This window comes from Legionellales bacterium, from assembly GCA_026125385.1.
Taxonomy (GTDB): Bacteria; Pseudomonadota; Gammaproteobacteria; order JAHCLG01; family JAHCLG01; genus JAHCLG01.
In genome coordinates, this window is record JAHCLG010000003.1 from 122783 (window position 1) to 142903 (window position 20121).

The following is a 20121-nucleotide window of genomic DNA, read 5'->3' on the forward strand; positions in this document are numbered from 1 at the left end:
AAAAAGGTGATTTTACTTGGATTTTAGGGGAATGAGAAGTTAATTAATAGGTTTTGGGGATGTTGAGAGTGTGCTCTTAACATACTTATCGTTATCTCGAGAATGTTGTTCACGAGGTGAGTGCCACATTGAATACGGATTAAAATAATTATTTTTACGATCCAGGTAAGTTTCTTGACCTAATATTTTTTTAATCATTTTTAGCAATTTTTCAAAAAAGCCATACTCACGATATTTAATTCCTGCAGTTAATTCCTTCACGCTATTAAGATGATTAATACTATCTACTGAAGGTTCTGCAATTTTACTTGTTAGTTTAGTAATCAATTTGTAGTCATTTTGAAGTTGAGTTATTTCATTAGCAAGATCTTGATTTAATACTGAACGAACTGCAATATTTAACAAGGGATGGCTAATATTACGTGGAAATTGCATGGCAAGATTATTAGCATTACAGTCGTGGAAATTATCTAAAAATGCTTGTTCACTTTGTTTCAATATATTTTGTGGTTCAACTTTATGATAGAGCTTCCTTATTTCATTTTTTAATAGTTTTAATGTTTTTTCACAAATTTCGTTTATATCATTCAATTTTTCTTGAGCTAATAAATAGCCCCCTATTTGATTTAACAAAAGATCATCATTTATTCCGGATGGCAAATTTGAATTGATTAATTTCAAACTTGCCTCATCCTCTGTGTCCGGCAAAAAAAACTCTGAGTTATCATCAAAATATTTTTTAAGCTTACCTATCATTAACAAAGAATGTTGGGTGCTTAGCTGAGGGCCAGTTCCTGGCTCAAGAACTTGTTGTTTGATAGGTTTTTTCTGAGCTTCATCAAGTGAACCATTAAAATCATATTTAAATAATATCTGCAAATCTGGATTAATTAAGATAATCTTAAAAAATTTTTCTATTTCTTCATGAAGTTTATCTTGTCCTATAACTAATACAGCCTGAGTATTAGCGATAGTATTCTGCATAATTGAATTATACAGCACCACAAGTTTCTCAAAGGCTTTTTGATAGTTACCATTCAGGAGATAAATAAATATATTTCTGAGAAAAGTTAATGTTTTATTTTTAGGATCAGTTGCTTGCTGCTCTAAAGAATTAAAATCGAATGTATTGGGCTTGGTTGTACTCGAAGTTGTTTGAATGATACGATTATTATTTCCTGCCGTAGACAAATATTCCCATAAAGTTGCATAAATAGCTCCACACTTGAGTCCTATTGTACTCAAGCTTAAACTGGCTTTAATCCCATCGCATGCGTAATACTGTAAGTTGTTTCGAATTTTTTCCAATTTATCTGGAGTATGTTGAACTTGATTAAAATACCATTTAAAAAAAGGGAACAAAATCCTACGAAGATCATCACCGCCAAGGCTCTCAGGATCTGTGTTGCTCCTTGCTTGAATTACATAGAACTTACTGATCAGCTTGGAAAATTCCACACCCAGCGTAAATGCATTCAGTTGGGTATCTTCATCACCGTTTAATTGCTCTTCTAAAGGACTCGCATTCGGCTTAACCGTAAATTTTAAAAAATTGTCTAATAAGCGGGTAAAAACATGCATATTATTCACTCAGGTTTTTAATTTATTATTGACTGATACAAAGCTCAATCCCATCAGCGATAGTTGCAATTAAGACATCTTATCCTAACCCAACACTAAGTCAACTGTATGACAAAACTAAACCGCTTACCCGCCCCCAACAGCCGTCATTTTTACGAGGCTATCCTGCTAACTTATTGATTTAACTCATTTCGAAATGCTCATGAAATTTAATTTTCTTTTGCCGTACAAGCGGGTATAATCCGCGGTTTGAAAATGATAGGCTCTAACTTTACGTAGTGTAACCATATTATGAACAAGATTATCTTAAGCTTACTCTGCATCTTTTTCTATTCATTTGCCTTTGCCACAGACTATCCGCTGCCTAAAGCCGGTAACGATATTATTGGGCAAGTTTATACTGTGAAAGCCCAAGCGAATGATAATTTCGATAACATCAGTCGTCGTTATGATATTGGCTATTTTGAATTGGTTGAGGCGAACCCTCACATAAAACCCTTTCACATTCCTGAAAATACGGAAATCACTATTCCCGCACAATTTATTTTGCCTGCGGTACGCGAAGGTATTGTGATTAATTTAGCCGAATTACGCATGTATTATTTTCCCAAAGATAAACCCATCGTGGAAACCTTCCCGATTGGTATTGGCAGTATTGGACAAAATACTCCGCCTGGAAATTATTATGTCGCCGAAAAAATTAAAAATCCAGTGTGGCATCCACCCAAATCCGTGCGCGAAAATTATTTACAACGCAATATCGTGTTACCTAAAGATATTCCTTCTAATGATTCTAATCCATTGGGATATTATGCCTTGCGTTTAAGTATTTGGACCTATTTAATTCATGGCACCAACGAACCCGAAAGCGTGGGTAAACGTTCAAGTGCCGGCTGTATCCATTTATTTCCAGAAGATATTGAATATTTATTTAATCAAGCTGAAGTTCGCACCCCCGTTCACATCATTAATGATTTTTATAAATTAGGCTGGCGCCATCATCAACTCTATTTAGAAGTCGAGCAACCTTTGCATGAAGAACAAGTTCAAGCGCGTGCTAATTTAACGCCATTGGTGGCTAAAATTAATCAATTTACGGATAGCAAAAAAGTCTCGATTGATTGGCCAGAAGTCACCAACCTTGCCCAACAACAAAATGGCATGCCAACGGTTATTAGTCAGTAGCCTGGAACAGATCATGTAGCCTGGAACGGAGCGCAGCGTAGATCCAGGATCAGAGTTTTTTTTATACTTCGATCCTGGATCTACGCTGCGCTCCGTTCCAGGCTACAGCTGCGCTCCGTTCCAGGCTACCTGCTCCGTTCCAGACTACCTGGTTTGAAGTCATGCGTTTTATGCGTTAGGTTGTAACTGCGCGCGAATTTCTCCTTTGGCATTTAACGTTGTGTGTAAATTCACAAACATGTCGCCATTTAATAAAATGGCAATATCATTATCGGGGACATGCCAAGTGCCTTGTAATACTCCAGAGGTTGTTGTTGCGCAATTACCTAATAACGCTGGAGCCGGTTGACCACAAATGGTTTGTAATACAGGTCCGTTGGTTTTAATGGCACCTTGATGAAAATGTGCCATGGTAGCAGCTCCGCTTAAATTGCTATAAACAATTTTAAAAGTGAGATCATGAGATTGGGTATCAAAACTAAAATTTCCAACAGCAGTGACATTGGTGGGAGTCGCAGGATCAATTGGCCCTACTTCTTGTGCAGAAGAAAATGTTTCGGTAAAAGTAATTGGATTATTATTTAAAGCTGCTTGCGCCAAATTTAAACTTCCTACGCTTGCAACAAATGCGGTGGTGAAAATCATTTTTTTAAGTGAGTTCATAATATGCTCCTTTTTTTAACATTAAATTAAACTATTAACGTGAGCATCCTAAAGAATTTATTAGGGTGAGAAAAATTGATTGAATTAATTAATACCATAGGGAAAACCTATCTTGCATGCCAATGACGTTTTATTTTTCACATTTTTAAGGGCTAAGCTTAATTGCACGAGGTGACAGTTAGGGTCAGAGTTTTTTTATACTTCGATCCTGGATCTCCGCTGCGCTCCGTTCCAGGCTACAGCTTTGCTCCGTTCCAGGCTACGGCTGCGCGCTCCGTTCCAGGCTACAGCTTTGCTCCGTTCCAGGCTACCTCGCGATCCAGGTTACGTGTTATGAAATAATGCTTCAATGGCCGTGCGGTTAAATTCGTATTCTTGACTGCAATATTCGCAGGTGACAATAATTACTTGTTGATCGTTTAAAATATCCAGCGCTTCGGTGTAGCCAATGCTTAATAAGGCATTTTGCATGCGGGTCATATTGCAATGACATTGAAATTGCACGGGCCTAGGTTCAAATAATTGCAGTTGACATAAATTAGCTAAATCTGCAAATAAATGTTCGTTGGATTGTTCACGCAATTGTTCTACTTGAAACGTATTCCATAATTGCAAAGCTTGTTGCCAATTTTTTTCTTGCTGAGGATTGGGTAAGGCTTGGATCATTACGCCAAAGGCTTCTTTATCATCGGCAATTAACCACAATTTGGTGGGGATTTGTTCGGATTGTAAAAAATAATGTTGTAAACTTTTAACAAGATCGCGATCGCGCAGTTCAATAATACTTTGATAGGGTTGGGTAGAATTATCTAAGCTGATGGTAACCACTAATTTGCCTTCGCCAATCGCATCATTTAAATTTTTTGGCAAAGCATTTTCATCCCACTGCGCTAAACCCCGTAAATTAAAATGATGATCGGATTTGGCAACCAGTAATTTTACCAACCCATCACTTTGCATTTGCAAAGTAATTTGTCCTGAAAATTTTATGCTAGCGGTTAATAAACAGGTTGACGTCAGCATTTGCCCAAGAAATTGGCTTAATTCCAACGGATAAGCATGTTGTGAAATAATATCACGCAGCGTACTGCCCAAGCGTACAATATGTCCGCGTAGATCCCAATCATTAATTAAAAAACTTTGAATAAAATCCGTTTGCATAATTTACCGCTTTTTTTTCTGAATATATTTTTTTAACCGTTTGCGTTTTTGCAGTTGACGCTCGGTTAATTCATTTTTTTTGCCCTCGTAGGGATTTTCGTTAGAACGAAATTCCAATCGCAAGGGAGTACCGATTAAACGCAATTTATCGCGAAAAAAATTAATTAAATAACGTCGAAAGGCATCGGGCACTTGTTGCGCTTGATTGCCGTGAATAATAATAAGTGGTGGATTGCGTCCGCCGGCATGCGCATATTTTAATTTTATGCGTCTGCCGCGGATCAGCGGTGGTTGATGTGCTTGCAGTGCTTCTGCTAATAAACGGGTTAATTCAGGTGTCGAGAGTTTGCGCATCGCGGAGCGATAAGCTTCTTGAATCGCCGGATATAATTCCCCCACCGCACTGCCATGCAATGCCGAAATAAAAAATTGACGGGCGTAATTAATAAACGGTAAACGTCGATGTAATTCATCTTTGACATGTTGTTTGGCGTCAGCTTCCATACCATCCCATTTATTAATCGCAATCACTAACGCTTTACCCGCGTTGACAATAAAACCTAATAAATGTAAATCTTGATCGCTGATGCCATCGCGGGCGTTAATCACATAACAAACCACATGAGCGTGTTCAATACTTTGCAGCGTTTTCACAATGGAAAATTTTTCTAATCCTTGATGAACTCGACTTTTGCGCCGCACGCCGGCTGTGTCGATTAAGGTATAATCTTGATCAAAATGCCGAAATGGAATTTCAATACTGTCCATCGTCGTGCCGGGTTTATCGTATACCACCACGCGCTCTTCACCAAGCATGCGATTAATTAAGGTGGATTTTCCAACATTCGGGCGCCCAACCACAGCTAAACGAATGCCTTCTTCCAAAGACTCTGCTGCTGTGAGCGTGGATTGAGGTAATAATTGACAAATTGCCGATAGTAAATCGGCAATCCCCGCCCCTTGACTACTGGAAATGGGAAACAGAGTTTTAAAGCCGAGGCGATAAAAATCTGCTTGCGCACTATTTAAATCGACGCCATCCATTTTATTCATCACCAGTAATACGGGTTTCGTCAATCGGCGCAATTCTTGATAAATGGATTGATCGACGCTGGTTAATCCACCTCGGCCATCTACCATAAATAAAACAATATCGGCTTCATCAATGGCTTTTTGAGCTTGCTCGGCACGTTTTAATTCTAATTCATCTTCGTCTAATCCCAAACCGCCCGTATCAATAACAATGAATTCGTCATTATCAACTCGCACTTTGCCGTATTGGCGATCGCGAGTTACACCGGCAATATCGCCCACCAAGGCATCGCGGGTTTTGGTGAAACGATTAAATAACGTGGATTTGCCCACATTGGGCGCGCCCACAATGGCAACAACAGGTAACATTGTATTTTTTATCCTACAGTGGATTTTTGGGGGAATGAAACATCCACCCCATAATTTTCTAATTTCATCACTAAAAGAGGATTATTGAGACCCTTATCTGGTAATGCATTTAACGCTAATTGATAGGCATTTTTAGCTTCTTGAGGTTGATTCAAGGCAGAATAAATATCGCCTTTAATTTCTTCACTGACGGCAACATAATTTTTATCTTGCAGTGAATTTAATAAGGTGAGTGCTGGTTGATACTGTTGCATTTGCACTAACACACGGGCTTCGCGGATAATAGCTACCTCTTTTAATGCGGTAATCTTGGTGTGATCAATTGCCCATTTTAAATCAGTAATTGCTTGTGAAAATTTTTGTTGATTGACAGCAATTTTGGCTAACAGTAAGGCGGCAGGTGCTGCATAAGCCGTGCGTGAATAACTTTTTTGAATTAATTGCGCACTGGCAATGGCATCTGGATTATTGTCATTTTGCAAATTAATTAAGGTTTGCTCGTAGAGCACTGAGGCTTGATTAATTTTTTGATGTTGCAGTTGTAACCAGTAGCGCCACGCAAACGTGACTAATGAAGCAATAGCAACGCCAATAATTAATGGCAGGCCGTAGCGTTTCCATAAATTTTTAACCAGTTCAATTTGTTCCTGTTCAGATGTATAAACCACGTTAGCCTCCCAGATCTAAGAATGAATTTTAGTGTGTAAATAACGATGAATATCCGCAAACGCAATCGTTTCTTGCTCACCGCCACGTAACGGTTTAATGGTTATAGTATTATCGCGCAATTCATCTTCGCCTAAAATAATTGCGAACTTTGCCGCACTTTTATCGGCTTTTTTAAATTGTGATTTTAAATTACCCTCACCACAATGATTGATAATGGTTAAACGAGGAAATTGTTGGCGCCATTCACTGCTTAACCTTAAACCCAGCACTTTGGCCGCTTCACCCACCATGATCATATAGATATCCGGTTGATGCCTATGCTCAATCTCATTTTTTAGCGATGGGTTATCTTGCAATAGTAATAATAAACGTTCCATGCCCGCTGCAAAACCTACGGCAGGCGTGGCTTTACCACCATGTGTCGCAATTAAATTATCGTAACGCCCCCCCGCACAAATTGTTCCTTGCGTGCCAATGCGGTCGGTTACCCATTCAAAGACTAAACCGGTATAGTAATCCAATCCGCGCACTAAATGAGGATTAATGGTATAGGGAATATTAGCAGCGGTTAAATATTCTTGGAGTTGTGCAAAATGTTCTGCTGTTTCTGGTAATAAATAATCTTGCATGGTAGGCGCATGCTGTTTTACATGATCTAAGGCTGGATTTTTGCTGTCTAAAATGCGCAGCGGATTTTTTTCTAAGCGCTGTTTAGAGTCGTCGTCTAATTCATTAAAATGATCACGAAAATAAGTCTGCAAGGCTTGGCGATAGCGTTGGCGCTCGGCAAGACCACCGATATTATTAATTTGCAGTGTGGCATCACTTAGCCCAATTCTTTGCAGAAAATCTCGACATAAAATTAATAATTCCGCTTCAATATCCGCACCGGGAAAACCATAGGCTTCTGCGCCAAATTGATAAAACTGACGATAGCGACCTTTTTGTGGACGTTCGTGACGAAACATCGGACCTAAATACCATAAGCGCTGAGTTTGATTGTAAAATAAACCATGCTCAATCCCGGCGCGCACACAACTTGCGGTGCCTTCAGGTCGCAAGCTTAAACTATCGCCATTGCGATCGTGAAAGGTATACATTTCTTTTTCGACAATATCGGTGGTTTCGCCAATAGCATCGGTAAATACACCGGTCATTTCTAGTACTGGCGTGCGGATTTCTCCATAACCATTGGCTTTAACCAGTTGGCGGATGTGTTGTTCCACCCATTGCCAATAAATGCTTTCAGTAGGAAGAATATCATTCATCCCGCGGATCGCTTGTAATTTAGTCACACCATTCTCACTTTACTTTCAAACTCAAATAAAGTTGCGATTGTAGTCGAATTTGCAAGGATATTCAGCAAAAATTCATCGCCATAGTATTAAAAAATATGGACATCATCACTTGCATCTTCGGAGGGTTTTTTAACGGGGGTTTCAACGGATTTTAGCGAGGATTTAGTTTGCGCCGTATTAAGCAGTGCAGTTTGTGGAAGAGGTTTAGTATTATTGGCTATTGTTGGTGGGTTTGTTGTAGCCACTGTCGGTTTAGGATTGATAGCATTCACAACATTTAAAGTGGATGTGGTAGAGGCAGAAGAAACTGCGGTGATGGGAGAAGTTACGGATGTGTTATTATTCGCGGACATAGTGGGTGTTGTTGCACTCAGTGGTGTTTTAGTGGCATTTGCTGAATTATTCTCAACCGCTGGTGTGGATTGAGTATTATTGGTAGCGACCGGTAAGTTATTAGGAGACGCGCTACCATCATTTCCCACACGGTGGCTTTGCCACCAGATCAGTAATAATGCAAATAACCCCACAAAAATAAATCCGGTAAACCAGCTCATGGAACGTTCACTGATGGTGGGTTGTTTGGGAATAAATGAAGGGGCAATCACTGTTTGCGCCGAACGATTTTGCACGAGTCCTAAATTATCGAAATCGCTCATAATACTTAACGTCGGTAATTCAAGTAGGCGAGCATAAGTCTGCAAATAACCCCGCATAAATGTTAAACCAGGATGCTCAGTAAAATTGCCGGCTTCCAGGGCAATAACCACCCGTTTAGGAAGATACAATTGTTCAGCAATATCTGGGATCAATAAATTTTTATTTTCTCGTGCTTCGCGTAAACGCTGCCCAAGCCTTTGTGCAACCTGTTCTGTGTCAATAGTATCATGTGAGTTTTCGAATTCTTCGCTCATGACGATACCCTCTTCGCTAATTTGGCTTCAGCAGAATCGGGGAATTGGCCTTTTAGTAATAATGCCGCGCTATCGGCCTTATCTAAATTTCCTGTTTTTTGTGCTAAGCGAATTTGCAACCATAATGATTCGGGGCCTGGTGGCGCATATTGCGAATAGTAGGTTAAGTAATGTTGCGCGTTTGCTACATTACCTTTAGCAAAATTAATTTCTGCCAATTCTAACGCTGACATCGCACGTCGTGGATCTTCTTTTAACGCTTGTTTGAAAAAATTGATCGCTAGTGTTTGATTGGGTATTTCCAATGCGCAATAGCCGGCATTTTCATAGGCCGCAGCAGGGGTGAGATATTTAGTATCTTGCACTGCTTGCATAAAGCGATCGATGGCGGCGTTATACTGTTTTTGACGACATAAATAAGCACCATAATTATTTTGCGCTTGGCCCGATTTGGGATTAAGTTCGATGGCTTTGCGATAATATTGTCCGGCTTTTTCGGTTTCACCAGTTTGTTCTAAAAAATACCCCATGGATTCATAGGCTTCAGGATAGTGTGGCCCTTGGGTTAGAGCTAATAATAATTTGCTGCGCGCGCGCGTGTATTGTTTATCTTTTAAATACGCCAAACCGAGTTGAACATTATAACTGGCGGCTTTAACATTAGGACGTTCTGCAGGATCGGGCACCGAAGTTGCAGTATTGCAACCACTGAGTAAAGATAGGATCCCGAGGATACTAATGATGGCAATTCGTTTTTTCACCCATGCTCTCCCTGAACCGGACGTTGTTGCGTCTTATGATGCATCAAAATGATTTGTTGTGCCACGTTTTTTTCACGACGTTGCGTGCGATCGGTAAAATCTCCCACGAGTTGACCACAAGCTGCGTCGATATCATCGCCGCGAGTGCGACGTGTTATCACATTGAATCCTGCATCTTGCAAAATCGTTTGAAAACGACGAATACTTTCCGAGGATGAGCGTTGATAACGCGCACCTGGAAAGGGATTAAATGGAATTAAATTAATTTTAGCCGGCACGTCGTTGAGGATGCGGGCTAATTGTTGTGCGTGTTGTGGTGTGTCGTTGACATTAGCAAGCATCACATATTCAAACGTCACTTTGCGACGTGGCTCATTCACAAAAAAAGCTCGACAGGCGTTTAATAAATCGTTGAGGGGATATTTTTTATTAATGGGAACTAAAATATTTCGCAATTCATCGTTTGGTGCGTGTAATGAGACCGCAAGACTGACTTTAGAATCGCGCGCCAAATCAAACATAGCCGGCACCACACCCGAGGTGCTTAAGGTAACGCGGTATTTCGATAAATTATACGCATTGTCGTCTAACATATAATTTAAAGCCGCAAGAACATTATCGTAGTTTAATAAGGGTTCGCCCATTCCCATCATCACCACATTCGTCACCGTTTGTCTTCTTGCAGTTTGATCGGGAGATAAACGGCGGACGGCAAGCCAAACTTGGCCAATGATTTCGCCCACACTTAAATTGCGATTAAACCCTTGTTGAGCGGTCGAGCAAAAGGTGCAATTGAGCGCACAACCCACTTGCGAAGAAACACATAAGGTACCGCGATCGTTTTCAGGAATAAACACGGTTTCAATGTGTTGGCCATCGTGTAAGCGCAGCAACCATTTGATGGTGCCGTCATGAGATTTTTTTTCATAAGCAATTTCAGGCAATGCAATATGCGCATTTTCCTTTAATTTTGCCCGCAAATTTTTACTGAGGTTAGTCATGTCGTCAAAATCGATAATACCGCGCTGATGCACCCAGTTAATGACTTGAGTGGCGCGATATTGCGGCTCACCCAATTGTTGAAAGAATTGGATGAGCGCTGGTTGACTTAAATCGAGTAAATTAGTCGACATTGGCGAAGCTTTCCGCACGTGAGCAAATTTCTGCGGGTTTAAAAAAGAAATCGATTTCGACTCGCGCGGTTTCGGGCGCATCGGATCCGTGAACTGCATTTTCATCGATACTGTTAGCAAAATCCGCGCGAATAGTACCAGCCGCCGCTTGTGCGGGGTTAGTAGCACCCATGATTTCGCGATTACGCAGAATTGCATTTTCGCCTTCTAGCACTTGCACCATCACGGGACCTGAGATCATAAATTTGACTAAGTCATTGTAAAAAGGACGTTCTTTATGAACCGCATAAAACGCTTGAGCTTGTTCTTTGCTTAATTGCATCATTTTGGCCGCAACAATGCGCAATCCTGCTTTTTCAAAACGCGCATAAATTTGACCGATTACATTTTTGGCGACCGCATCGGGTTTGACGATGGATAAGGTTCTTTCTAATGCCATGCTAGACTACTCCACTGTAAGAATAAAAAACTTGCGCGTATTATATAGGTTATGCACGCCGGCGCAATGGCTTTCGGAAAAAGATTATGATTAACTCAGAAGCCAATTGACGCTATTGACTCCCACAGCGACAGCGCTAATTCCTAGGATGACTTGCACGCCAATATTGATTAATGCCGCAGTGAAATGTTGATGCTCCAGTAATGTTAATGTTTCTAAGCCGAATGACGAAAAGGTAGTAAAACCACCTAAAATTCCCACAAACGCGAATAGTTTATAATGCGGATTACCAATTTGTTTTATTTCGAAAAATGCCAGTAAGGCGCCGATGATGAAACACCCCAACAAATTCACTGTAACCGTGCCCCACGGAAACCATTGCGGCGTTGCATGTTGCTGAACAAATCCCGCAAGTAAATATCGCGCCATGGCACCCAAAGCACCACCAAAACCCACCCAAACTAAATTAATAATCACGATAACTTCCTTGCTTTTGCAAATCATGAAACAATAGCGCAATTAGCAATTAAAGTGTAGCCTGGAACGGATGTAGCCTGGAACGGAGCGCAGCGGAGATCCAGGATCGGTGAAATTTTAAAACTCTGATCCTGGATCTCCGCTGCGCTCCGTTCCAGGCTACTACTTGAGGAGTATTTGTCATTATTGAATTGTCTGAAAAAAATGGATTGGATATTTTACAACGCATCTTTGGGTATGATTCATTTCGTCCATTACAACAAGATATTATTAACACCGTTTGTGATAATCAAGATTGTTTAGTACTCATGCCAACAGGTGGCGGTAAATCTTTATGTTTTCAAATTCCGGCTTTAATCAAATCGGGCACAGCTATCGTAGTGTCACCCTTAATTTCGCTAATGCAAGATCAAGTTCAAGCACTCCAACAAAATGGTGTCGCCGCGGCCTATTACAATTCGAGTCTAGATAGTAAAACTTCGCGACAAGTGCTCGCGCAATTTCATCAGCAAGAATTAGATTTATTGTATATTGCCCCCGAGCGCTTAATGATGCCGGCATTTTTAGAGCGCTTAAAAGAAATTGAAATCAGTTTATTTGCCATCGATGAAGCACACTGCGTTTCACAATGGGGACATGAGTTTCGCCCAGAATACACACAATTAAAAGCGTTACCGCAATTATTTCCGCAGATTCCCATTATTGCCTTAACGGCAACCGCCGATAAACAAACGCGTCAAGATATCATTTTGCAATTAAGATTGCGTGATCCCAAAAAATTTATTGCCAGTTTTAATCGTCCTAATATCAGCTATACGGTGATTGAAAAATATAAACCGTTAAATCAAGTATTAGATTTTTTGCAAACTCATCGCCATCAAGCCGGTATTATTTATTGCACCACGCGCTCACGCGTTGAAGAATTAAATTCAAGTTTACAAGCACGTGATTTTAAGTGTTTACCTTATCATGCGGGTTTATCGCACAGTTTACGAGAAAAAGCCTTGCAATCCTTTCAACTAGATGAAATTGATATTGTCGTAGCAACGCTGGCGTTTGGCATGGGTATCGATAAATCGAATGTGCGATTTATTATTCATTACGATATGCCAAAACATTTAGAAGCCTATTATCAAGAAACAGGACGCAGTGGTCGCGATGGCATGCCGGCTGAAGCTGTTTTATTATACGGTCCTGCCGATATTGCACGTAATCGTGGTTTAATTGATAACATGCAAAATGAGCAACAAAAACGGATTGAAATTCATAAATTAAATGCTATGGCTGCTTTTGCCGAAACTCAACATTGTCGTCGACGTGTATTATTAAATTATTTCAGCGAAAATTTGCAGGAAAATTGTCAAAACTGTGATATTTGTTTAAATCCTCCCCAATATTACGACGCCTTAACCGATGCGCAAAAAGTATTATCTTGTGTCTATCGAGTCAATCAACGCTTTGGCATAAATCATATCGTCAGCGTATTATTAGGCCATGCCAACGCTCAAATTACTAAATTTAAACACGATACATTATCCACCTTCGCCATTGGCAAAGATAAATCTGCTGAGCATTGGTTTAGCGTTATTCGACAATTAATTCATTTAGGCTTTTTAGAGCAAGATATTGCGAATTATTCCGTACTGCGTTTAACCGAACAAGCACGCCCGTTATTACGCGGAGAAATTGCGCTGAGTTTAGCAACACCTCGCGTGAAATTAAATAAACCGAGTACGGTGAAAAAACCCACCATCAATAAAGACGATTTAGATTATGAAGAAGATTTATTCCAACGCCTACGCCAACTACGGTTAAAACTCGCCAAAGAAAATCACGTCGCACCGTTTATTATTTTTTCCGATCGCGCACTCGCCGAAATGGCCGCCTATTTACCCACTCACCCCGTGGCATTTTTAAATATCACTGGTGTGGGGCAAAAAAAATTAGAACAATACGGCGAATTATTTTTACGCGAGATCAATGACTATTTGGATAATTAAGCGTTAATCGTCTTGCGGTGAAAACAGGGTAATTCAGTGTGCGGTAGAAATGGTAAAGAATGTTCTTAATGCTCTACAAAACAAGGTCTTGTTTTATAGAGATAACCACCAAAACAACCTCTAGTTTTATTGACTTTATTCAGTAATAGCTTATAATTATATAAATTATCAATCAGTTATATCTATTACATGCAAAGAACATTACTCACCCATCTAATCGCCTGGCATGCATCAAATTTGCGCAAACCTTTGGTGATCCGTGGCGCACGCCAAGTCGGTAAAACCTGGTTAGTTCGCCATTTTGCCGAGCACATGGGTTTAACCTTAATCGAACTTAATTTTGAAAAATATCCGACGCAAGCCAGTTTATTCGAAAGCAATAATACCGAACATATTCTAGTAAATTTAAGCATGCTCACCCAACAAAAAATCGATCCTCAACGTTGCTTATTATTTCTCGATGAAATTCAAAGCGCACCACAAATCCTCAGCAAATTACGCTGGCTTGCAGAAGATTTACCCGATTTAGCGGTAATTGCCGCAGGTTCTTTATTAGAGTTTATTTTAGACGAACATTCATTTAGCATGCCGGTAGGAAGAATCAGCTATTTGCACTTAGAACCATTATCCTTTGAAGAATTTTTATTAGCTCTTGATGAACATTCTCTTCATGATTATTTACATGATTATCATTTAACCGAGGCCATACCCGCGGCTATTCATGAAAAATTCGATCAACTCTTTAAAGATTATCTTCTCGTTGGCGGTTTACCCGCCTGTGTTGCAGAATGGGTAAGCCATCATTCTTTTATTTCTGTAAATCAACTTCAGCATGATTTACTAGCAACTTATCGCGATGATTTTTCTAAATATAAAGGAAAAATTGCCATTGCGCGCTTAGACGAAGTGATGATTACCATTCCACGCTTATTAGGACAAAAAGTAATTTTTAGCAAGATTAATAAATCCGTATCCGCGGCCACGCTCAATTCAGTGCTACACTTACTCGAAAAAGCGCGCCTCACTCACCGCGTGCCCAGTTGTGCGGCGAATGGTATTCCTTTAGCCGCTGAACTCAATCAAAAATATTTTAAAGAAATTTTTTTGGATGTAGGTTTATGCAGTACCGCTCTGGGATTAAATTTAAAACATATTCAAGCTGGTGTAGACATTACTCTTATCAATAATGGCGGCATGGCAGAGCAAGTAGCCGGACAATTACTAAGAACCATCGATCCTCCCTTTATTGAGCCGGCACTTTATTATTGGCAACGTCAAGAAACCTCTGCCAATGCTGAAATCGATTATATTATTCAACACGCCAATCAGCCTATTCCCATTGAAATTAAAGCAGGCAGTACTGGGAGTTTAAAATCGTTGCATTATTTTATGCGCTTAAAAAAATTCCCGTTAGCAATGCGCATTAATAGCGATTATCCGAGTAAAACGTTAGTGGACGTGAAAGATACGTTAGGGCAACCAGTCAATTATTCCTTAATTTCGTTACCGTTTTATTTAATCGGGCAAATTCATCGTTTATTAGACAATGAACTCCCCATTTCTTTTAGTTAAATAAAATCCAATTGTTTTGATTACAGTTTTTCCAAGCCGATTGAACTTTCCGCCATCACTTCACCGCCATGCTTTTTTGGATCAAAACGTGCCAAGCGTTCTTGCAACGTTAACTTCGGCTCACCAACCTCTCTAAGTACGAGTTCGTGCCCCTGAATTCTCAGCTCGACTGTCGTTCCTGAGTTAAAATGAAGACCACGTGCGATATTGGCAGGGATGCGAACCGCGAGGCTATTTCCCCATTTTTGCACAGTCAAATTGGCTTTAACGCCCATCTTAAATTTCCTCACATTTTAATAATGTTTATACAAGTCTAGACATTAAATAGCCTCGTATCAACTTGTATAAACATAAAGATATTTTTAATATATTCCTTTGTATCTTCATACTTTGCGCCTCACTTATAACCTAATTGCTTTGAGTAAACGGTTTAGAGTAATGGTAATATTTAATAATAGTAACCTCGCACTGCTGCGAAGCTCCTAAATAATTCACAAGTGCTTCGTGTAACGTTGGATTAATGCCGTTATAAAAACTGGAAAAATTAACAAATATGTTATATTCTATATGTAGTGGACAATAGAGTATTACAATCAGAACGTACAGGATTGGGTAGGAAAAATGCCTATCGGGATCAGAGCAGCTTACGCCAAGTTAACGGATTTGTTGGCCGAGTTTGGGATGGATTTACGCCTACCGCATTCAAAAGCAATGGGCGATGGATTATTTGAATTACGCCCAAAGGGCAAGGAAGGAATTGCTCGTATTTTTTATTGTACGTTGCTAGGTAAGCGAATTGTAATTTTACATGGCTTCGTTAAAAAAACTCAAGAAACTCCACGTAAAGAATTAAATATCGCTATACGTCGGATGAAAGAGGTGAAAAATGAGCAACGAAAAAAATAAGCGCATTCCTGCTTTAAAAACGCACGATGAAATGGTTGCCGATTGGATGAACGATCCTGCTTTTAAAGCAGAATATGATTCCTTGGAAGATGAATATCAATTATTAAGAGAAATGCTTCATGCTAGAAAGTGTGCTGGATTAACACAAGAAGACGTCGCTGACCGCATGGGTACGAAAGCACCGGCGATTGCACGGCTAGAAGCATCTGCTTCTCGTGGCAAACACTCACCGAGCGTTAGCACATTACGTAAATATGCTCATGCTGTAGGTTGTAAATTAGAAATCCACCTCAAGCCGTTATCTAAAAAAAAGCTAAAAGACAAACCTGCCTAAATATACTCTTCACCCTTGAATTTAAGGCTTTGTTGCCGAGTTAAAGCTACGGAGAGATTGTATTCAGTATACACTTCTTCGTATCTTTAACTCGGCGCCTCGCCTAAAATCCAATCGTTTTGAGTATGGTAACGTCGCTCAATGCCGCTGAGTCTGCTCGTATAAATTAAATATTAAAACTTTCCCCACACCCACACGCGCCACTTTGATTAGGATTTTCATAAACAAAACGAAAATTAAGTCCATCACGGATATAATCTAATTTGGTGCCTTTTAATAATGGCCAATCGAGTGGGCTGATGGCAACCACTAAATTGTCGAGATGAAATTGTTTATCGTCTTCCGCCACCGCATTAATAATGTCGATGACATAAGAATAGCCATTGCAACCACTGCGTTTAGTCGCCAAGCGAATACCAATGCCCTCTCCTTTTTTAGCAATTTGTTGTTGTAAATGTTGGATGGCAGCCGGTGTTGCGGTGATGGCCTCTTGTGGATGAATATTTTTAGGGTCGTATTGTGAAACCGTAGTCATGGTCATTTATCCTCACAAAATTTTAATGCCGATATAAAAGTCTGTTCTACAAAAATTGCCATAGGATATTTGATATTCGGTAAATGCAATTTTTGGATAATTTCATTGGCGGTTAATGTTTTCGCCTGCGTGAGTAATTGTCCTTCCACTGATCGACAGACCAATGAGCAAGCAGCAATCACACTCACACAGCCAAAGGCTTTAAAACGAATAGTTTTAATTTTATCATTTTCTATTAATAGATAAAAACGAATTACGCCCAATGAATCCACCTGTCCACTTTCTAGGATAATGGCATTGTCCAATTCGCCTACGCCATAGGGGTTAGCAAATTCACTTAACGTTGCTGGGTGATAGTCTATCATACTGAAAATACCGAGAGTGTTTGCAAACGCTTAACCTGCTGTAAAAAATAATTTATAGCATCATCGACGTCGGTTTGCTCGGTAAACCGTCCGAAAGAAATGCGCAAACTAGCGTGTGCGACATGGGGTTTTCTCCCGAGTGCAAGGATAACAGGCGATGGATCAAGACTTGCGGCATTACAGGCTGAACCTGTCGATAGTGCAAGATTTTGCAACGCCATCACCAATGCTTCGCCATGAATATTCTCAAATGAAATATTGAGATTATGAGCGACTCGTTTTTCCCAACTGCCATTTAATATAATGCCTGGTAGATGTTTTATGGCATTCCAAAATTGATCGCGGAAGGCTTGAATACGGGGAACTTCCTCCGCCATATGGAGACGCACCAATTCACACGCCCGGCCCAAACCAATAATTTGATGCGTAGCTAAAGTGCCACCGCGTAAGCCCTGCTCTTGGCCGCCACCAACTAGATAGGGTTGCAGTTTAATACGAGGCTGTTTGCTCACAAATAATGCGCCACTGCCTTTGGGTCCATAAATTTTATGCGCTGAAAGCGAGAGTAAATCAATCTTCATTTCTCGCACATTAACCGGAATTTTTCCCAAGCTTTGCGCAGCATCCACATGAAAAATAATTCCCGCCTCACGGGCTATTTGTCCAATATCATGCACAGGATTAATAATACCGATTTCATTATTGACATGAGCTAAAGAAATTAAAATGGTATCGGGTCGAATGGCTTTTTTTAAATCCTCTACTACCAATAAACCGTTATGATCCACCGGTAAATAGGTCATCGAAAATCCTTGTTTACTTAACGCTTCACAACAATTGAATACAGCTTTATGCTCGATATTACTGGTGATAATGTGTTTGCCTTTACGTTGATAGTGATAAGCTGCGCCAAATAAAGCGAGATTAATGGCTTCGGTCGCGCCACTGGTAAAAATAATTTCTTCAGATTGCGCGTTTAGCAGTTGCGCCACTTCTGCTCTCGCGTTTTGAATGGCGTGACGAGCGCGTTTGCCATAATCGTGAGCAGAAGAAGGATTACCAAAATCGCCATCGGCTGTTAAATAGAGCAGCATTTGTTCGGCAACACGCCGATCAACAGGTGTTGTCGCCATGTAATCAAGATAAATAGGATTATTCATATTAATTAAAATGCCATTCGTTGCGCTAATGCCGATTGTTGTTGTAATACTGATAAAAATTGATCGATTTCTGCTGGCGTATTATGCGCGGAAAAACTCACGCGAACAATACTTTCCGCAATTCCTTCATCAAGCTGCATGGCTTTTACCACATGCGTGGTGCCCGTTTTGCCGCAAGCCGCACCCGCAGACACCGCAAAACCTGCTTGATCTAAATTCATGACCAAGGTTTCGCTGTCAATTCCTTTTAATGCAATTAAACTGGTATTGGGTAAACGCTCAGATTCTGCGGCGAGTAAGGTAATTCCTGGAATCGTCGCCAGGCCTTCTTCAAAATGATGTTGGCACTTGAGCATGGTCATGTGGCGCTGGGTTAATTCTTGATAGGCAAGTTCGGCCGCTTTTCCCATGCCCACAATTCCCGCTACATTTAACGTGCCACTGCGCAATCCGCGTTCTTGACCACCGCCATCGATTAAAGGTTGTAGTTCAATACTGTCATTAACAATTAACGCCCCCATGCCTTGTGGTCCACCAAATTTATGGGCTGCTAAACTAAGCAGATCAACACCTAGACTGGACATATCAATACGAATTTTTCCAGCCGCTTGCACGGCATCGGTGTGAAAAATACAGCCAACTTGTTTAGCTTTAGCTGCTAATTGTTGGATAGGAAATAAAGTACCCGTTTCATTATTGGCGCGCATTAAAGAAATAAAATTAGGTTGTTGTTGCAGCGCTTGTTCAAATTCATCGAGTAATAATTGTGATTGTTGATCCACACCGACGATGGTGTGAAGAAATCCTTGTTGCGTTAATCGTTTTACTGTTAATAAAACGGATTTATGCTCAATAGCGCTTAAAAGAATTTTTCCGCCTTTTTGCGTCGATGCCCAACCTTTGATGGCTAAATTATTGGCTTCGCTACCATTGCCGGTGAAAATAACCTGATGGGGTTTGGCATTAACTAATTGCGCCACTTGCGCCCGCGCAGTTTCAATCGCGGTTTTAGCTAAACGCCCGGGGGCATGCATGCTGGAGGGGTTGCCTGTGGCGTGTTGCCAATATGGTAACATGGCTTCCACCACGCGGGAGTCAATCGGCGTGGTGGCATTATGATCGAAATAAATCGTCATTGGCATCATCCTCAAAATGAAAATAATAATTGGATTAAATTAAGCGGTCGATAATCAGCGGGTACAGCGTTAAATAATACGAATAAAAAATACATGGCGGTACTAATAATAAAAATACTGATAATAACATGATAAAAACTGACGCCACCCACTTGGATAAGTTTTGCAGGAACATCGTGTTCTTCGGTGGTCGCATAAATTTCCAAAAATTTATTATCGACATGATGACGATAGAGTTGATTGCCAAAATAACCGAGGATCGCCATCGGTAAAAAAATCATGCAAGCAATAAACTCCGCATTAAAATTAAACGCCAGCGCAATGAACAAGAGCAATAATGCAAAAATGAGAAAAACCGTAAAATACCCATACATTTTGCGATAAGCCAGCCATAAAAATGAAAAACAAAACGCTCCCCAATTCCACGTATTCGC

The 20121-nt window shown here is 40.3% G+C and carries 22 protein-coding genes; 5 read left to right on the top strand and 17 right to left on the bottom strand.

The features are described 5' to 3' along the window. Nucleotides 1-39: 39 nt before the first annotated feature. The gene (locus KIT27_02280) at nt 40-1581 is read right to left on the bottom strand and encodes a hypothetical protein (GenBank protein MCW5588470.1); all 1542 of its coding nucleotides are present in this window, start codon (nt 1579-1581) and stop codon (nt 40-42) included. A 291-nt stretch (nt 1582-1872) separates the two neighbouring features. Between KIT27_02280 and KIT27_02285 the strand changes: the two genes are divergently transcribed. Then, nucleotides 1873-2766, top strand: coding sequence for a L,D-transpeptidase family protein (locus KIT27_02285; protein ID MCW5588471.1), 894 nt, complete (start codon nt 1873-1875; stop codon nt 2764-2766). Between the two features lie 168 nt (nt 2767-2934). Here the strand turns inward: KIT27_02285 and KIT27_02290 are convergent, their stop codons facing one another. The 10 genes from KIT27_02290 to crcB all read right to left on the bottom strand — a co-directional run bounded on the left by KIT27_02290 (nt 2935) and on the right by crcB (nt 11679). After that, the gene (locus KIT27_02290; protein MCW5588472.1) at nt 2935-3429 is read right to left on the bottom strand and encodes a CHRD domain-containing protein; all 495 of its coding nucleotides are present in this window, start codon (nt 3427-3429) and stop codon (nt 2935-2937) included. Nucleotides 3430-3753: 324 nt separating this feature from the next. Continuing rightward, the gene (locus tag KIT27_02295) at nt 3754-4590 is read right to left on the bottom strand and encodes an Hsp33 family molecular chaperone HslO (protein ID MCW5588473.1); all 837 of its coding nucleotides are present in this window, start codon (nt 4588-4590) and stop codon (nt 3754-3756) included. Between the two features lie 3 nt (nt 4591-4593). Further along, entirely contained in the window at nt 4594-5991 is a 1398-nt protein-coding gene (gene der / locus KIT27_02300; GenBank protein MCW5588474.1) for a ribosome biogenesis GTPase Der, read from the bottom strand. Nucleotides 5992-5999: 8 nt separating this feature from the next. Then, the gene (locus KIT27_02305; GenBank protein ID MCW5588475.1) at nt 6000-6659 is read right to left on the bottom strand and encodes a tetratricopeptide repeat protein; all 660 of its coding nucleotides are present in this window, start codon (nt 6657-6659) and stop codon (nt 6000-6002) included. Between the two features lie 15 nt (nt 6660-6674). Then, entirely contained in the window at nt 6675-7928 is a 1254-nt protein-coding gene (hisS, locus tag KIT27_02310) for a histidine--tRNA ligase (protein ID MCW5588476.1), read from the bottom strand. 116 nt (nt 7929-8044) lie between these two features. Beyond that, nucleotides 8045-8869 carry a helix-turn-helix domain-containing protein gene (locus tag KIT27_02315; GenBank protein ID MCW5588477.1) on the bottom strand — a complete coding sequence of 275 codons (825 nt, stop codon included), beginning with the start codon at nt 8867-8869 and terminating at the stop codon, nt 8045-8047. Further along, nucleotides 8866-9630, bottom strand: a complete 765-nt coding sequence (gene pilW, locus KIT27_02320; protein ID MCW5588478.1) for a type IV pilus biogenesis/stability protein PilW — start codon at nt 9628-9630, stop codon at nt 8866-8868. The genes KIT27_02315 and pilW overlap by 4 nt, the downstream gene beginning before the upstream one ends. Beyond that, complete coding sequence (rlmN, locus tag KIT27_02325) at nt 9627-10763, bottom strand: 23S rRNA (adenine(2503)-C(2))-methyltransferase RlmN (GenBank protein ID MCW5588479.1); 1137 nt, start codon at nt 10761-10763, stop codon at nt 9627-9629. The genes pilW and rlmN overlap by 4 nt, the downstream gene beginning before the upstream one ends. Further along, complete coding sequence (gene ndk, locus KIT27_02330; protein MCW5588480.1) at nt 10753-11202, bottom strand: nucleoside-diphosphate kinase; 450 nt, start codon at nt 11200-11202, stop codon at nt 10753-10755. Before ndk ends, rlmN begins: the two co-directional genes overlap by 11 nt. A gap of 90 nt (nt 11203-11292) precedes the next feature. Beyond that, nucleotides 11293-11679, bottom strand: a complete 387-nt coding sequence (gene crcB / locus KIT27_02335) for a fluoride efflux transporter CrcB (protein ID MCW5588481.1) — start codon at nt 11677-11679, stop codon at nt 11293-11295. Nucleotides 11680-11870: 191 nt separating this feature from the next. Between crcB and recQ the strand changes: the two genes are divergently transcribed. Both recQ and KIT27_02345 read left to right on the top strand, forming a co-directional pair. Further along, entirely contained in the window at nt 11871-13679 is a 1809-nt protein-coding gene (recQ, locus tag KIT27_02340; protein MCW5588482.1) for a DNA helicase RecQ, read from the top strand. 189 nt (nt 13680-13868) lie between these two features. Beyond that, nucleotides 13869-15251 (top strand): ATP-binding protein, encoded by a 1383-nt coding sequence (locus tag KIT27_02345; GenBank protein ID MCW5588483.1) that lies wholly within the window; start codon nt 13869-13871, stop codon nt 15249-15251. Nucleotides 15252-15271: 20 nt separating this feature from the next. Here the strand turns inward: KIT27_02345 and KIT27_02350 are convergent, their stop codons facing one another. Next, complete coding sequence (locus KIT27_02350; GenBank protein MCW5588484.1) at nt 15272-15526, bottom strand: AbrB/MazE/SpoVT family DNA-binding domain-containing protein; 255 nt, start codon at nt 15524-15526, stop codon at nt 15272-15274. A 346-nt stretch (nt 15527-15872) separates the two neighbouring features. Here KIT27_02350 and KIT27_02355 point away from each other — a divergent pair, with 346 nt between their 5' ends. Together KIT27_02355 and KIT27_02360 are read left to right on the top strand one after the other, a co-directional pair. After that, nucleotides 15873-16157 carry a type II toxin-antitoxin system RelE/ParE family toxin gene (locus KIT27_02355; GenBank protein MCW5588485.1) on the top strand — a complete coding sequence of 95 codons (285 nt, stop codon included), beginning with the start codon at nt 15873-15875 and terminating at the stop codon, nt 16155-16157. A gap of 31 nt (nt 16158-16188) precedes the next feature. After that, nucleotides 16189-16491: a helix-turn-helix transcriptional regulator gene (locus KIT27_02360; protein ID MCW5588486.1), complete on the top strand. Its 303-nt coding sequence runs from the start codon at nt 16189-16191 to the stop codon at nt 16489-16491. Nucleotides 16492-16657: 166 nt separating this feature from the next. Here the strand turns inward: KIT27_02360 and KIT27_02365 are convergent, their stop codons facing one another. The 5 genes from KIT27_02365 to KIT27_02385 form a co-directional block, all read right to left on the bottom strand. Then, a complete protein-coding gene (locus tag KIT27_02365; GenBank protein ID MCW5588487.1) occupies nt 16658-17026 on the bottom strand; it encodes an iron-sulfur cluster assembly accessory protein in 369 nt (122 codons plus the stop codon). A gap of 2 nt (nt 17027-17028) precedes the next feature. Continuing rightward, on the bottom strand, nt 17029-17391 hold the full coding sequence (locus KIT27_02370; GenBank protein MCW5588488.1) for an iron-sulfur cluster assembly scaffold protein: 363 nt from the start codon (nt 17389-17391) through the stop codon (nt 17029-17031). Then, complete coding sequence (locus tag KIT27_02375) at nt 17388-18551, bottom strand: IscS subfamily cysteine desulfurase (GenBank protein MCW5588489.1); 1164 nt, start codon at nt 18549-18551, stop codon at nt 17388-17390. The genes KIT27_02370 and KIT27_02375 overlap by 4 nt, the downstream gene beginning before the upstream one ends. Nucleotides 18552-18556: 5 nt before the next feature. Further along, complete coding sequence (locus tag KIT27_02380) at nt 18557-19687, bottom strand: cysteine desulfurase (GenBank protein MCW5588490.1); 1131 nt, start codon at nt 19685-19687, stop codon at nt 18557-18559. A gap of 11 nt (nt 19688-19698) precedes the next feature. After that, nucleotides 19699-20121, bottom strand: a 423-nt coding sequence (locus KIT27_02385) for a DUF2628 domain-containing protein (GenBank protein MCW5588491.1), incomplete at its 5' end; no start/stop codon positions are given.

Bases quoted from the DNA above. Each gene is read 5' to 3' on its own strand.
- KIT27_02370 (MCW5588488.1), bottom strand. From the start codon at position 17,391: ATGATAGACTATCACCCAGCAACGTTAAGTGAATTTGCTAACCCCTAT.
- KIT27_02365 (MCW5588487.1), bottom strand. From the start codon at position 17,026: ATGACTACGGTTTCACAATACGACCCTAAAAATATTCATCCACAAGAG.
- KIT27_02350 (MCW5588484.1), bottom strand. From the start codon at position 15,526: ATGGGCGTTAAAGCCAATTTGACTGTGCAAAAATGGGGAAATAGCCTC.
- der (MCW5588474.1), bottom strand. From the start codon at position 5,991: ATGTTACCTGTTGTTGCCATTGTGGGCGCGCCCAATGTGGGCAAATCC.
- rlmN (MCW5588479.1), bottom strand. From the start codon at position 10,763: ATGTCGACTAATTTACTCGATTTAAGTCAACCAGCGCTCATCCAATTC.
- KIT27_02295 (MCW5588473.1), bottom strand. From the start codon at position 4,590: ATGCAAACGGATTTTATTCAAAGTTTTTTAATTAATGATTGGGATCTA.
- hisS (MCW5588476.1), bottom strand. From the start codon at position 7,928: ATGAATGATATTCTTCCTACTGAAAGCATTTATTGGCAATGGGTGGAA.
- KIT27_02290 (MCW5588472.1), bottom strand. From the start codon at position 3,429: ATGAACTCACTTAAAAAAATGATTTTCACCACCGCATTTGTTGCAAGC.
- KIT27_02380 (MCW5588490.1), bottom strand. From the start codon at position 19,687: ATGACGATTTATTTCGATCATAATGCCACCACGCCGATTGACTCCCGC.
- KIT27_02285 (MCW5588471.1), top strand. From the start codon at position 1,873: ATGAACAAGATTATCTTAAGCTTACTCTGCATCTTTTTCTATTCATTT.
- KIT27_02375 (MCW5588489.1), bottom strand. From the start codon at position 18,551: ATGAATAATCCTATTTATCTTGATTACATGGCGACAACACCTGTTGAT.
- KIT27_02355 (MCW5588485.1), top strand. From the start codon at position 15,873: ATGCCTATCGGGATCAGAGCAGCTTACGCCAAGTTAACGGATTTGTTG.
- KIT27_02345 (MCW5588483.1), top strand. From the start codon at position 13,869: ATGCAAAGAACATTACTCACCCATCTAATCGCCTGGCATGCATCAAAT.
- ndk (MCW5588480.1), bottom strand. From the start codon at position 11,202: ATGGCATTAGAAAGAACCTTATCCATCGTCAAACCCGATGCGGTCGCC.
- KIT27_02315 (MCW5588477.1), bottom strand. From the start codon at position 8,869: ATGAGCGAAGAATTCGAAAACTCACATGATACTATTGACACAGAACAG.
- KIT27_02360 (MCW5588486.1), top strand. From the start codon at position 16,189: ATGGTTGCCGATTGGATGAACGATCCTGCTTTTAAAGCAGAATATGAT.
- KIT27_02280 (MCW5588470.1), bottom strand. From the start codon at position 1,581: ATGCATGTTTTTACCCGCTTATTAGACAATTTTTTAAAATTTACGGTT.